Raw genomic sequence first — 13,782 nt, forward strand, 5'->3', positions numbered from 1 at the left:
GACTCCCGGGGCGCCGCCGCCGTCGGCGCGGCTGTCGGCGGCGTGACTTAGGGTTGCGTTCCGTGGAACCGGATCTGTTCACCGCCGCCGCCGAGGAGCGCCAGGAGAAGGACCCCTCCGCCTCGCCCCTGGCGGTCCGGATGCGCCCGCGCACCCTCGACGAGGTCGTCGGCCAGCAGCACCTGCTGCGCCCCGGCTCCCCGCTGCGCCGCCTGGTGGGCGAGGGCGGGAAGGGGCCCGCGGGGCCGTCGTCGGTGATCCTGTGGGGGCCGCCGGGCACCGGCAAGACGACCCTGGCCTACGTCGTCAGCAAGGCCACCGACAAGCGCTTCACGGAGCTGTCGGCCATCACCGCCGGGGTCAAGGAGGTCCGGGCCGTCATCGACGGCGCGCGACGCTCGTCGGGCGCCTACGGCAAGGACACCGTGCTGTTCCTGGACGAGATCCACCGCTTCAGCAAGGCGCAGCAGGACTCGCTGCTGCCGGCGGTGGAGAACCGCTGGGTCACCCTCATCGCGGCGACGACGGAGAACCCGTACTTCTCGGTGATCTCCCCGCTGCTGTCCCGCTCGCTGCTGCTGACCCTGGAGCCGCTGACCGACCACGACCTGCGCGGGCTGCTGCGCCGGGCGGTCGCCGACGAGCGCGGGCTGGGCGGGTCGGTGGAGCTGCCGGAGGACGCCGAGGCGCATCTGCTGCGGATAGCCGGCGGCGACGCGCGCCGTGCGCTCACCGCGCTGGAGGCGGGCGCGGGCGCGGCCCTGGACAAGGGCGAGCGCGAGGTCACCCTGGCGACGCTGGAGGAGGCCGTCGACCGGGCCGCGGTGAAGTACGACCGCGACGGCGACCAGCACTACGACGTGGCCAGCGCGCTCATCAAGTCCATCCGCGGCTCGGACGTGGACGCGGCCCTGCACTACCTGGCCCGGATGATCGAGGCGGGGGAGGACCCGCGGTTCATCGCCCGGCGGCTGATGATCTCCGCCAGCGAGGACATCGGCCTGGCCGACCCCACCGCACTGCAGACCGCCGTGGCCGCGGCCCAGGCGGTGGCGATGATCGGCTTCCCCGAGGCGCGGATCACGCTCGCCCAGGCGACCGTGGCCCTGGCCCTGGCCCCGAAGTCCAACGCCGCCTATCTGGCGATCGACGCGGCCCTGGCGGACGTACGGGCGGGCCTGGCCGGCCCCGTGCCGCGGCATCTGCGCGACGGCCACTACCAGGGCGCGAGGAAGATGGGCCACGGCGAGGGGTACCGGTACCCGCACGACGTGCCCGGCGGCATCGCCGCGCAGCAGTACGCTCCGGACGGCGTCCACGGCAGGCGCTACTACGAGCCGACGCGGTACGGGGCGGAGGCCCGGTACGCCGAGGTGGCGGAGCGGGTGCGGGCCCGGCTGCGGGAGGAGGGGGGGCCGCCGGACAAGCCCTGAGACCCGCAGGTCCCGCAGGCGCCGGCGGCCCCGTCGGCCCTCGCGGTTTCCACGCCGGTCCGGCCCGGTCAGGGCGTGGAGCCGGCCTCGAACAGGGCCCGGATCGCGTGGTGCAGCCCGGAGGCGTCCCGTACCGGCCGGGGGAAGCCGAAGAGGGCGTCGAAGCTCCGCCCGTCCGCGCGGAACCGCACCCGCAGTCCGAAGCGGTCCAGGGCCACGGGCACCACCGCCTCCCAGGCGCCGCAGGCCCGCTCCCGCTCGCCCAGCAGCGAGCACAGTCCGCGCAGCAGGTCGTCGTGGGCGGCGGCGAGGTGCTGCAGGAGCTCGGCCTCGTGGCGTGCCAGGGGGTCGGGCGACGCGGCGGCGAACTCGTCCGGCTCGACGTGCCCCTCGCCGCGCAGATCGCCGATCCACCCCTCGCCGACCTCCAGCCGCAGCGGTGTCCACGCGGCGCCCGGAAGGGGGCCCGAGGGGTGCCGCTCGGCCAGCAGCCGGGCGCAGGCCGCCCGCTCGCCGCCGGACACGGGGGTGAGCCAGCCCGCCACCTCGGCCCGGCCGCGGATGCGGTGGGGCACCGCGACGGGCGCCACGTCCGTGATCTCCATCACGGCGGCCAGATCGCCGTCCCGGGCGTGGGCCGCGGCCCGGGCGGCCGGGGAGGCGGCCGGGACCAGCAGGAACACGTCCCCCTCGGGTGTGACGGCGCGGGACTCGCAGCAGCCCTGGCCCGGCCACTGCGGTCCGACCGGTTCCGCACCGGGAATGACCAGGGCGGCCGAGGCGTTCGACTCGACGAGGGTACGCATCCGCTCGGCGGCTCCCGGCCGCCGTGTGTCAGGCTCAGCCTCGGGACGCGGCTGACCCCTCCTCGCGCTCCCCGCCCCGGCGGCGGCTCCGGCACTGCCGCCGGAGCCGCCGCCGCGTGCGGGACCGGTGCCGGGCAGGGGGCTCCCAGGTCGAAACATGCGTTCTCCTCCGCTAAGGTTAGGCTCACCTAAATTACACGGAGGTCCGTTCAACGTGAACCAGTCGCGTCCCAAGGTCAAGAAGTCGCGTGCGCTCGGCATCGCGCTGACCCCGAAGGCCGTGAAGTACTTCGAGCAGCGCCCGTACCCGCCGGGCGAGCACGGCCGGGGCCGCAAGCAGAACAGCGACTACAAGGTCCGGCTGCTGGAGAAGCAGCGTCTGCGCGCCCAGTACGACATCAGTGAGCGCCAGATGGTCCGCGCCTACGACCGCGCCCGCAAGGCCGAGGGCAAGACGGGCGAGGCCCTGGTCGTCGAGCTGGAGCGCCGCCTGGACGCGCTCGTCCTGCGCTCGGGCATCGCCCGCACCATCTACCAGGCCCGCCAGATGGTCGTGCACGGCCACATCGAGGTCAACGGCCGCAAGGTCGACAAGCCCTCCTTCCGCGTCCGCCCGGACGACGTGGTGTCCGTCCGCGAGCGCAGCCGCGCCAAGCACCCCTTCCTGGTGGCGCGCGAGGGCGGCTACGCGCCCGACGGGGAGACCCCGCGCTACCTCCAGGTCAACCTCCAGGCGCTCGCCTTCCGCCTGGACCGCGACCCGAACCGCAAGGAGATCCCGGTCGTCTGCGACGAGCAGCTCGTCGTCGAGTACTACGCCCGCTGATCCCCCGGCCCGCCCGTACGCCCGGGACCGGGCGGTACGGACGCCCCGGACCTCCAGGTCCCCGGCCCTCCTGACGCGCCGCGCGGCAGGAGGGCCGCGGCGTACCCTCCCCGGCGCGCCGCGCGGTGCGCGGCCGCACACCCCGCCCCGCCCGCCGGGCCGGAGGGAATGCGGTACGGGCGACGGCCCGCGGCGCGATAAGGTCGGTATCCGCCGTCGCACCCGTGAGATCGGTGGGCAGGTACCCCCACGAACCGCAGGACGCGGCGGCCGACCCCATACGACCCGAGGGAAGCGGTGCAGCGTGTCCGGTGGAGAGGTGGCCGGCCTCCTGGTGGCCGTCTTCTGGGCGATCCTGGTGTCGTTCCTCGCCGTGGTGCTGGTGAGGCTCGCACAGACGCTCAAGGCGGCGACCAGACTGGTGACGGACGTGACCGAGCGTGCGGTCCCCCTCCTCACCGAGGCGTCCGAGACCGTCCGCTCGGCACAGAGCCAGCTCAGCCGGGTGGACGCCATCGCCTCCGACGTCCAGGAGGTCACCGCCAACGCCTCGGCGCTCTCCTCCACCGTCTCCACCGCCTTCGGCGGCCCGCTGGTGAAGGTCGCCGCGTTCGGCTACGGAGTGCGCCGCGCCCTCGGCCGCAGGAGCGACCCGCCGCGGCCGAAGCGTTCCGTCGTCGTGGGCCGGTCCGTGCCGGCCGCGCGCCGGGGGAGCGGCCGGCGCCGCGACGGAAAGGACTGATCCCACCGTGTTCCGCCGTGCCTTCTGGTTCGGTGCCGGCGCCGCCACCGGCGTCTGGGCCACCACCAAGGTCAACCGCAAGCTGCGCAGCCTCGCGCCCGACAGCCTCGCCGCACGAGCGGCGGACCAGGCCGTGGCGGCCGGGCACCGGCTGAAGGACTTCGCGCTCGACGTCCGCGCCGGAATGGCACAGCGGGAGATCGAGTTGAACGACGCACTGGGACTGACGGCCCCCGCCGACCCCGGGGCCGCCGGCCAGGCGGAAGAACGCCGGGGGATCGCCGGGCGGGCCCCGCACCGCCCCGCCCTCGGAGCCACCCACCCGTACGACCGGAATGAGGACCACTGATGGAGTCGGCTGAAATCCGCCGCCGCTGGCTGCGCTTCTTCGAGGAGCGGGGGCACACCGTCGTGCCGTCGGCGTCGCTGATCGCGGACGACCCGACGCTGCTGCTGGTCCCCGCCGGAATGGTGCCCTTCAAGCCGTACTTCCTGGGCGAGGCCACCCCGCCGTACAAGCGCGCCGTCAGCGTGCAGAAGTGCGTGCGCACCCCGGACATCGAGGAGGTCGGCAAGACCACCCGCCACGGCACCTTCTTCCAGATGTGCGGCAACTTCTCCTTCGGCGACTACTTCAAGGAGGGCGCCGCGAAGCTCGCCTGGGAGCTGCTCACCACCTCCCAGGACGAGGGCGGCTACGGCCTGGAGCCGGAGAAGCTGTGGATCACCGTCTACGAGGAGGACGACGAGGCCGAGCGCATCTGGCGCGACGTCGTCGGCGTCCCCGCCGAGCGGATCCAGCGCCTGGGCAAGGAGGAGAACTACTGGGACATGGGCGTGCCCGGTCCCTGCGGCCCCTGCTCCGAGATCAACTACGACCGCGGCCCGGAGTTCGGCCCCGAGGGCGGTCCGGCCGTCAACGACGAGCGCTACGTGGAGATCTGGAACCTGGTCTTCATGCAGTACGAGCGCGGGCCGGGCCGGGGCAAGGACTACCCGATCCTCGGCGACCTGCCCAGCAAGAACATCGACACCGGGCTCGGCCTGGAGCGCCTGGCGATGATCCTGCAGGGCGTGCACAACATGTACGAGACCGACACCCTGCGCGCGGTCATCGACACGGCCGGCGGGCTGACCGGCGTGCGCTACGGCGCCGCCGAGGACACCGACGTCTCCCTGCGCGTGGTCGCCGACCACATGCGCACCTCCGTGATGCTCATCGGCGACGGCGTCACCCCCGGCAACGAGGGCCGCGGCTACGTGCTGCGCCGCATCATGCGCCGCGCCGTCCGCAACATGCGCCTGCTGGGTGCCGACCGGCCGGTCGTCGGCGAGCTGGTCGACACCGTGCTGCGCACCATGGGCGAGCAGTACCCCGAGCTGCTCACCGACCGGCAGCGCATCGAGACCGTCGCGCTCGCCGAGGAGGCCGCCTTCCTCAAGACCCTCAAGGCCGGCACCAACATCCTCGACACCGCCGTCACCGAGACCAAGGCCGCGGGCAAGGCCGTCCTGCCCGGCGAGAAGGCCTTCCTGCTCCACGACACCTGGGGCTTCCCCATCGACCTCACCCTGGAGATGGCCGCCGAGCAGGGCCTGTCCGTGGACGAGGAGGGCTTCCGCCGCCTGATGAAGGAGCAGCGGGAGCGCGCCAAGGCCGACGCCATGGCCAAGAAGACCGGCCACGCCGACCTCAGCTCCTACCGCGAGGTCGCCGACACCGCCGGGACCACCGTCTTCACCGGCTACACCGACACCGAGGGCGAGACCTCCGTCGTCGGCCTGCTGGTGAACGGCCTGCCCGCGCCGGCCGCCTCCGAGGGCGACGACGTGGAGGTCGTGCTCGACCGCACCCCGTTCTACGCCGAGGGCGGCGGGCAGCAGCCCGACACCGGCCGCATCCGCCTGGACTCCGGCGCCGTCATCGAAGTCCGCGACGTCCAGCAGCCGGTGCCCGGCGTCACCGTGCACAAGGGCACCGTCCAGGTCGGCGAGGTCACCGTCGGCGCCTCGGCGTACGCCGCCATCGACGTCACGCGCCGCCGGGCCATCGCCCGCGCCCACAGCGCCACCCACCTCACCCACCAGGCGCTGCGCGACGCGCTCGGCCCGACGGCCGCCCAGGCCGGTTCCGAGAACGCCCCGGGCCGCTTCCGCTTCGACTTCGGCTCGCCGACCGCCGTGCCCGGCACCGTCCTCACCGACGTCGAGCAGAAGATCAACGAGGTCCTCGCCCGTGAACTCGACGTCATGGCCGAGGTGATGAGCATGGAGGAGGCCAGGAAGCAGGGCGCCATCGCCGAGTTCGGCGAGAAGTACGGCGACCGGGTGCGCGTGGTGACCATCGGCGACTTCTCCAAGGAGCTCTGCGGCGGCACCCATGTGCACAACACCGCCCAGCTCGGCCTGGTGAAGCTGCTGGGCGAGTCCTCCATCGGCTCCGGCGTGCGCCGCGTGGAGGCCCTGGTCGGCGTGGACGCCTACAACTTCCTCGCCCGCGAGCACACGGTGGTCTCCCAGCTCACCGACCTGCTCAAGGGCCGTCCCGAGGAGCTGCCGGAGAAGATCTCCGGGATGCTCGCCAAGCTCAAGGACGCCGAGAAGGAGATCGAGCGCTTCCGCGCCGAGAAGGTCCTGGCCGCCGCCGCGGGCCTCGCCTCCTCCGCCCGCGACGTCAACGGGACCGCCTTCGTCGGCGCCCGGGTCCCCGACGGCACGACCGCCGACGACCTGCGCAAGCTCGTCCTCGACGTGCGCGGCCGCCTCCAGGGCGGGCGCCCGGCCGTGGTGGCCCTGTTCTCGGTGGCGAACGGCCGCCCGCTGACCGTCATCGCCGCCAACGACGCCGCCCGCGACCGCGGTCTGAAGGCCGGCGACCTCGTCCGTGCCGCCGCCAAGGCCCTCGGCGGCGGAGGCGGCGGCAAGCCGGACGTCGCCCAGGGCGGCGGCCAGAACCCCGAGGCCGTCGACGAGGCCGTCGCCGCCGTCGAGCGCCTGGTGGCGGCCGCCTGATGCGGCGCGGCAGGCGGCTGGCCGTCGACGTCGGGGACGCCCGGATCGGGGTCGCCTCCTGCGACCCCGACGGGCTCCTGGCCACACCGGTGGAGACCGTGCCGGGGCGCGACGTCCCGGCCGCCCGCCGCCGGCTGGCCGAACTCATCGCGGAGTACGAGCCGCTGGAGGTCGTGGTCGGGCTCCCCCGCTCCCTCAACGGGCGCGAGGGCCCGGCCGCGGCCCGGGTGAGGGCCTTCGCCCAGGGGCTGGCCGAGGCCGTCGCCCCGGTGACGGTACGCCTGGTGGACGAGCGGATGAGCACCGTCACCGCGGCCCAGTCCATGCGCGCCTCGGGAGTCTCGTCGAAGAAGGGGCGCGGCCGGATCGACCAGGCCGCGGCCGTGGTCATCCTGCAGAGTGCCCTGGAGACCGAGCGGGTGTCCGGCCGGGCCCCGGGGGAGTGCGTCGAGGCGGCCGCCCGATAGCGGTACGGTAACGTTCCGCTTCGGACGGCGCCGTTCGAACACCGAGCCGTACGCCGGAGACGGCAGTTCGGACAGCGGCGTCCGCGAGTACCGCAACCGGTTGCCGTCCGACGGCTCTAGGGGATCGATGACTGAGTATGGCCGGGGCACCGGCTCCGAACCGTGGCACCCCGACGACCCCCTCTACGGGGACCAGGGGTGGAACGGCGGAGCACACCACGGACCCCAGCAGGGAACCCAGCACGGCGACTGGGACACCTACGGCGGACAGCAGCAGTACCCCCCCCAGCACCAGCAGCACCAGGGCCACCAGCAGCCCGGCTACGGGCAGCAGGACTGGGACACCCAGGGCGGCGGGCAGCAGTACGGTCACCAGCAGCAGTACGGCGACCCGTACGGCCACCAGCACCAGCAGCACGGCGACCCGTACGGTCGGCACCAGGGTCAGCAGCAGGGCGATCCGTACGGTCAGCAGCACCAGCAGCAGTACGGCGATCCCTACGGTCAGCAGCACCAGCAGCAGGGTGATCCGTACGGACAGCACCAGCAGCAGGATGATCCGTACGGACAGCACCAGGAGCAGCACCAGGGCGACCCATACGGCGGCGGGCAGTACGCCGACCACACCGGTCACCCCGGAGCCCAGGACGCCCACTCGCACCACCCCGAGCAACACGGACAGCCCGAACACCCCGGGCAGCACGAGGAGTACGGGCAACAGCCCCCGCCGTCCCGGCGGGGACGGCGCCGTGACGAGCCGGATCCCGGCCCCGGACCCGACGAGGAGACCGGCTGGGACCCCGGCCCGGACCAGGGCGAGCACGCCTTCTTCTCGGACGACGGCGACGACGAGTACGACGACGAGGACGACGGCCGGTCCGGCCGCAGGGGCAGGGGCAAGGGCGGCCGGAAGGGCCGCAACGGCGTCGCCTGCCTGACCGTCGCCCTCGTCCTGGTCGGCGGCGTCGGCACGGCCGGCTACTTCGCCTACGACTTCTACCAGAGCCACTTCGCCGCAGCGCCCGACTTCTCCGGTCAGGGCAAGGGCGACACCCAGGTGGAGATCCCCGAGGGCAGCACACTGGCCCAGATGGGCACCATCCTGGAGAAGGCCGGAGTGGTCAAGAGCCGGCAGGGGTTCATCGAGGCGTCCCAGGCCAACCCCAAGGCGCAGAGCATCCAGCCGGGCGTCTACATGCTCCGCAAGGAGATGTCCTCGGCGGCGGCCATCGAGATGATGCTCGACCCCTCCAGCCAGAACGCCCTGATCATCGCCGAGGGCAAGCGGGCCTCGGAGATCTACGCGCTGATCGACGAGAAACTCGGCCTGGAGGAGGGCAGCACCGAGAAGGCCGCCGAGAAGGCCGATCTCGGCCTGCCCGAGTGGGCCGAGGGCAACCCCGAGGGCTTCCTCTTCCCGGCCAAGTACACGGTGGGCGACAAGACCGAGCCCGAGGACCTGCTCAGGAAGATGGTGGAGCGGGCCGACCGGGAGTTCGAGAAGGCGGACCTGGAAGGCCATGTGGAGCGGCTCGGGCTGGAGTCGCCGCTCCAGGTGCTCACCGTCGCCAGCCTGGTGCAGGCGGAGGGCAAGTACAAGCACGACTTCGTGAAGGTCTCCCGCGTGGTCTACAACCGGCTGAAGCCGGGCAACACCGAGACCAACGGCTATCTGCAGTTCGACTCCACCTACAACTACGCCAAGAACCAGTACACCCTGGACGTGCCCTCGCCCAGCGCCATGGCCAAGTTCGACCACCCCTACAACACCTACGCCAAGAAGGGTCTGCCGCCCGGCCCGATCAACAGCCCGGGCGCCGAGGCGCTGCACGCGGCGGTGGAGCCGGCCGAGGGGGGCTGGTACTACTTCGTGTCGATCACCGAGGACAACACGGTGTTCTCCGACACCTACGAGGAGCACAGCCGGCACGTGGATAGGTACAACGCGGAGCAGGAGAAGAACGGGGAGGGCCAGTGAGTCCGGCCGGAAGGCGCGCGGCGGTCCTGGGGTCGCCCATCGCACACTCCCTCTCCCCGGTGCTCCACCGGGCCGCCTACCGGGAGATGGGCCTGACCGGCTGGTCGTACGACCGCTTCGAGGTGGACGAGGACGGCATCGCGCCGTTCCTGGAGAAACTCGCCGCGGACGGCGGGGAGTGGGCCGGGCTGTCGCTGACCATGCCGCTGAAGCGGGCCGTCATCCCCCTGCTGGACGGGATCGGCGACACCGCGGCCTCGGTCGGGGCCGTCAACACCGTGGTCTTCACCGCGGACGGCCGCCGCCTCGGCGAGAACACCGACATCCCCGGCATGATCGCCGCGCTGCGCGAACGCGGCGTGGGCAGCGTTCCGCACGCCGCGGTGCTGGGCGCCGGGGCCACGGCCTCCTCCGCGCTCGCGGCGCTCGCCCGGATCTGCACCGGAGAGGTCACCGCGTACGTCCGCAGCCGGGAGCGGGCCGAGGAGATGCGCGGCTGGGGCGAGCGGCTGGGCGTGGCGGTGACGACCGCCGACTGGACGGACGCGCCGCGGGCGCTGACCGCGCCGCTGGTGGTCGCCACCACGCCCGCGGGCGCCACCGACGCCCTGGCGGCGGCCGTGCCCGAGCGTCCCGGCACCCTCTTCGACGTCCTCTACGAGCCCTGGCCGACTCCGCTGGCCGCCGCCTGGTCCGCGCGCGGCGGGCAGGTCCTGGGCGGCCTGGACCTCCTGGTCCACCAGGCGGTCCTCCAGGTCGAGATGATGACCGGCCGCTCCCCGGCCCCGCTGGCCGCGATGCGCGCGGCGGGCGAGGCCGCGCTGGCGGCGCGTACGGCCTGACGGCCGGGTGAGTCCGTTCCGTCACCGGTAGCCGGACCCGGCAAACCAGGCCCGGCGAACGAGACAGGTGTCCCGTCTTCTGGACGGACGGCCTGTCCCGCGGTGCGATCGTGAAAAGATCGGGTGCACGCACGGGCCTGGACTACTGAGGAGCACCGTTGAGCAGGTTGCGCTGGCTGACCGCGGGGGAGTCGCACGGCCCCGCACTGGTGGCGACGCTGGAGGGACTGCCCTACGGCGTGCCGGTCACCACGGAGATGGTGGCGGACGAGCTGGCGCGGCGGCGGCTGGGCTACGGCCGCGGCGCGCGGATGAAGTTCGAGCGGGACGAGGTCACCTTCCTGGGCGGGGTGCGGCACGGGCTCACCCTGGGCTCTCCGGTCGCGATCATGATCGGCAACACCGAGTGGCCCAAGTGGGAGAAGGTCATGGCGGCCGATCCCGTCGACGAGGCCGAGCTGGCCGAGCTGGCCCGCAACGCGCCGCTGACCCGCCCCCGTCCCGGCCACGCCGACCTGGCCGGGATGCAGAAGTACGGCGTGGGCGACGCCCGGCCGATCCTGGAGCGGGCCTCGGCGCGGGAGACGGCCGCCCGGGTGGCACTGGGCGCGGTCGCCCGGTCGTACCTGAGGCAGACGGCCGGCATCGAGATCGTCTCCCACGTCGTGGCGCTGGGCGGCGCCGAGGCCCCGGCCGGCACGCTGCCGGAGCCCGGGGACGTGGCACGGCTGGACGCCGACCCGGTGCGCTGCCTGGATCCGGAGGCGAGCCGGGCGATGGTCGAGGTGATCGACGCCGCCCACAAGGACGGCGACACCCTCGGCGGCGTCGTCGAGGTCGTCGCCCACGGGGTGCCGGTCGGGCTGGGCAGCCATGTGCACTGGGACCGCCGGCTGGACGCCCGGCTGGCCGGAGCGCTGATGGGCATCCAGGCCATCAAGGGCGTGGAGGTCGGCGATGGTTTCGAGCTGGCCCGGGTGCCCGGCTCGAAGGCGCACGACGAGATCGTGCCGACCGAGGAGGGGGTGCGCCGTTCCTCGGGGCGGTCGGGCGGTACCGAGGGCGGGCTGTCCACCGGCGAGGTGCTGCGGGTGCGGGCGGCGATGAAGCCGATCGCCACCGTGCCGCGGGCGCTGGCCACCGTGGACGTGACCACCGGGGAGGCCACCCGCGCCCACCACCAGCGCTCGGACGTGTGCGCGGTCCCGGCCGCCGGGATCGTCGCCGAGGCGATGGTCGCGCTGGTGCTGGCCGACGCGGTCGCCGAGAAGTTCGGCGGCGACTCGGTCGCCGAGACCCGCCGCAACGTGACCGGCTTCCTCGACAACCTGGAGATCCGGTGAGTACCGCCGGGCCGCGGGAAGCCGGCGCCGGCCCGGCCGTGGTCCTGGTGGGCCCGCCCGGCGCGGGCAAGACCACCGTGGGCGCCGTACTGGCCCGCAGGCTGGGGGTGTCGCTGCGCGACACCGACGCGGACATCGAGGCCGCCGCGGGCAAGGCCATCCCCGAGATCTTCGTCGACGACGGGGAGCCGCGCTTCCGCGAGCTGGAGCGGGAGGCGGTACGCGCGGCCCTGGCCGGGCACGACGGAGTGGTCTCGCTCGGCGGCGGCGCCGTCATGGACGCCGGCACCCGCGAACTGCTCGCCGGACTCCCCGTGGTCTTCCTGGACGTGGCCCTGGCCGACGCCGTCAGACGCGTCGGACTGGACGCCCCGCGCCCCCTGCTGGCGGTCAACCCCCGCAAGCAGTGGCGCACGCTGATGGAGCAGCGCCGCCCGCTGTACACCGAGGTGGCCCGCGCGGTCGTCGACACCGCCGGCCGCGACCCGGAGGAGACCGCCCAGGCGGTCCTGGACGCACTCGAGCTGAAGGACACATGACCACCACACCCCCCACTCGCATCACCGTCGGCGGCACAGCGGGCACCGCGCCCTACGACGTCCTCGTCGGACAGCGGCTCCTGGACGAACTGCCGGGGCTGATCGGCCCCGAAGCCCGCCGGGTGGCCGTTGTCCACCCCGAGGCGCTGACCGAGACCGGCGAGGTGCTGCGCGAGGACCTGGCGGGCCAGGGGTACGAGGCCGTCGCCATCCAGGTGCCCAACGCCGAGGAGGCCAAGACCGCCGAGGTCGCCGCGTACTGCTGGAAGGCGCTGGGGACCTCCGGCTTCACCCGCACCGACGTCGTCGTCGGCGTCGGCGGGGGAGCGACCACCGACCTGGCGGGCTTCGTCGCGGCGACCTGGTTGCGCGGGGTGCGCTGGATCGCGGTGCCCACCACGGTGCTGGGCATGGTGGACGCGGCCGTCGGAGGAAAGACCGGCATCAACACCGCCGAGGGCAAGAACCTGGTGGGCGCCTTCCACCCGCCGGCCGGGGTGCTGTGCGACCTGGCGGCGCTGGAGTCGCTGCCGGTGCACGACTACGTCAGCGGCCTGGCGGAGATCATCAAGGCGGGCTTCATCGCCGACCCGGTCATCCTGGACCTGATCGAGTCCGACCCCGAGGCCGCCCGCACCCCCGCGGGCCCGCACACCTCCGAGCTGATCGAGCGCTCCATCCGGGTCAAGGCCGAGGTGGTCTCCTCCGACCTGAAGGAGTCGGGCCTGCGGGAGATCCTCAACTACGGCCACACCCTGGCCCACGCCATCGAGAAGAACGAGCGCTACAACTGGCGGCACGGCGCGGCCGTCGCCGTCGGCATGGTCTTCGCCGCCGAACTGGGCCGCATCGCGGGCCGGCTGGACGACGCCACCGCCGACCGGCACCGGGCGATCCTCACCGCCGTCGGGCTGCCCGTCACCTACCGGGGCGACCAGTGGCCCAAGCTGCTGGAGACGATGAAGGTCGACAAGAAGACCCGCGGCGACCGGCTGCGCTTCATCGTCCTGGACGGTCTGGCCCGGCCCGCCGTCCTGGAGGGGCCGGACCCGGCGATGCTGCTCGCCGCCCACGCGGAGATCGCCGCGTGAGCGCCGCCGTGCCCCGGAAGGTCCTCGTCCTCAACGGGCCCAACCTCGGCCGTCTGGGCTCCCGCGAGCCCGACGTCTACGGCTCCACCTCCTATGCCGGGCTCGTCGAGCGGTGCACGCGGCTGGGCAGGGAACTGGGGCTGGAGGTCGAGGTCCGTGAGACCAACGACGAGGGCGAGATGATCCGCTGGCTCCACGAGGCCGCCGACGCGTCCCTCCCGGTCGTCCTCAACCCCGCCGCGTTCACCCACTACTCGTACGGGATGCGCGATGCCGCCGCCCAGCGCACCGCTCCGCTGATCGAGGTGCACATCTCCAACCCCCACGCCCGCGAGGAGTTCCGCCACACCTCGGTCGTGGCGGCCGTGGCCTCCGGCACCATCGCCGGCTTCGGCATCGGCTCCTACGAGCTGGCCCTGCGCGCCCTGGCGGACGACCGGCCGCGGGGCTGAAGGGGACCGGGACGGGCCGCCGCGGGACGTTCCGGCCGGGGCGGCACGGGCCGCGGGCACCACTTCGAACCGCCGACCGTTGACACGGCACCGACCGGGGGAAGGTACCGTTCGGTGCCGGACGCACGAGGTGACGTCCGGCCGGGCCCACCGCGCCCGGCCGGCGCACCGGACGGAAACGGAGTTGGGACCGGATGCAGCAGTACGGGACGCAGCGGCCCGTCCCGCCCTCGGGCTCACCCCAGGGCCGC

13 protein-coding genes are annotated in these 13,782 nt (G+C 73.6%); 12 read left to right on the forward strand and 1 reads right to left on the reverse strand.

The genetic code is table 11. The features are described from left to right. Window positions 1–62: 62 nt before the first annotated feature. Window positions 63–1,433, forward strand: a complete 1,371-nt coding sequence (locus L7D48_RS06890; protein ID WP_237878046.1) for a replication-associated recombination protein A — start codon at window positions 63–65, stop codon at window positions 1,431–1,433. Between the two features lie 68 nt (window positions 1,434–1,501). On the opposite strand, the gene L7D48_RS06895 is transcribed toward L7D48_RS06890, so the two are convergent. After that, window positions 1,502–2,239: a DUF2470 domain-containing protein gene (locus L7D48_RS06895; protein ID WP_237878047.1), complete on the reverse strand. Its 738-nt coding sequence runs from the start codon at window positions 2,237–2,239 to the stop codon at window positions 1,502–1,504. Window positions 2,240–2,396: 157 nt separating this feature from the next. Here L7D48_RS06895 and rpsD point away from each other — a divergent pair, with 157 nt between their 5' ends. The 11 genes from rpsD to aroQ all read left to right on the forward strand — a co-directional run bounded on the left by rpsD (window position 2,397) and on the right by aroQ (window position 13,531). Beyond that, window positions 2,397–3,065: a 30S ribosomal protein S4 gene (rpsD, locus tag L7D48_RS06900; RefSeq protein WP_237878049.1), complete on the forward strand. Its 669-nt coding sequence runs from the start codon at window positions 2,397–2,399 to the stop codon at window positions 3,063–3,065. A gap of 304 nt (window positions 3,066–3,369) precedes the next feature. Continuing rightward, window positions 3,370–3,807 carry a DUF948 domain-containing protein gene (locus L7D48_RS06905; protein ID WP_237878051.1) on the forward strand — a complete coding sequence of 146 codons (438 nt, stop codon included), beginning with the start codon at window positions 3,370–3,372 and terminating at the stop codon, window positions 3,805–3,807. 7 nt (window positions 3,808–3,814) lie between these two features. Continuing rightward, entirely contained in the window at window positions 3,815–4,156 is a 342-nt protein-coding gene (locus tag L7D48_RS06910) for a DUF6167 family protein (protein WP_237878052.1), read from the forward strand. Further along, window positions 4,156–6,819 carry an alanine--tRNA ligase gene (gene alaS / locus L7D48_RS06915; protein ID WP_237878054.1) on the forward strand — a complete coding sequence of 888 codons (2,664 nt, stop codon included), beginning with the start codon at window positions 4,156–4,158 and terminating at the stop codon, window positions 6,817–6,819. Before L7D48_RS06910 ends, alaS begins: the two co-directional genes overlap by 1 nt. Then, a complete protein-coding gene (ruvX, locus tag L7D48_RS06920) occupies window positions 6,819–7,286 on the forward strand; it encodes a Holliday junction resolvase RuvX (RefSeq protein ID WP_237878055.1) in 468 nt (155 codons plus the stop codon). Before alaS ends, ruvX begins: the two co-directional genes overlap by 1 nt. A gap of 127 nt (window positions 7,287–7,413) precedes the next feature. Continuing rightward, window positions 7,414–9,264, forward strand: coding sequence for an endolytic transglycosylase MltG (mltG, locus tag L7D48_RS06925; RefSeq protein WP_237878057.1), 1,851 nt, complete (start codon window positions 7,414–7,416; stop codon window positions 9,262–9,264). Next, the gene (locus L7D48_RS06930; RefSeq protein ID WP_237878058.1) at window positions 9,261–10,106 is read left to right on the forward strand and encodes a shikimate dehydrogenase; all 846 of its coding nucleotides are present in this window, start codon (window positions 9,261–9,263) and stop codon (window positions 10,104–10,106) included. The genes mltG and L7D48_RS06930 overlap by 4 nt, the downstream gene beginning before the upstream one ends. A gap of 158 nt (window positions 10,107–10,264) precedes the next feature. Continuing rightward, entirely contained in the window at window positions 10,265–11,449 is a 1,185-nt protein-coding gene (gene aroC / locus L7D48_RS06935; RefSeq protein WP_237878060.1) for a chorismate synthase, read from the forward strand. Beyond that, window positions 11,446–11,988 (forward strand): shikimate kinase, encoded by a 543-nt coding sequence (locus tag L7D48_RS06940; RefSeq protein ID WP_237878062.1) that lies wholly within the window; start codon window positions 11,446–11,448, stop codon window positions 11,986–11,988. Before aroC ends, L7D48_RS06940 begins: the two co-directional genes overlap by 4 nt. Next, window positions 11,985–13,079, forward strand: a complete 1,095-nt coding sequence (gene aroB, locus L7D48_RS06945) for a 3-dehydroquinate synthase (RefSeq protein WP_237878064.1) — start codon at window positions 11,985–11,987, stop codon at window positions 13,077–13,079. The genes L7D48_RS06940 and aroB overlap by 4 nt, the downstream gene beginning before the upstream one ends. An 8-nt stretch (window positions 13,080–13,087) precedes the next feature. After that, window positions 13,088–13,531: a type II 3-dehydroquinate dehydratase gene (gene aroQ, locus L7D48_RS06950; RefSeq protein ID WP_237878066.1), complete on the forward strand. Its 444-nt coding sequence runs from the start codon at window positions 13,088–13,090 to the stop codon at window positions 13,529–13,531. Window positions 13,532–13,782 lie beyond the last annotated feature (251 nt).

It is taken from the genome of Streptomyces sp. ICN903, from assembly GCF_022015835.1.
GTDB classification, from domain to species: domain Bacteria; phylum Actinomycetota; class Actinomycetes; order Streptomycetales; family Streptomycetaceae; genus Streptomyces; species Streptomyces fenghuangensis.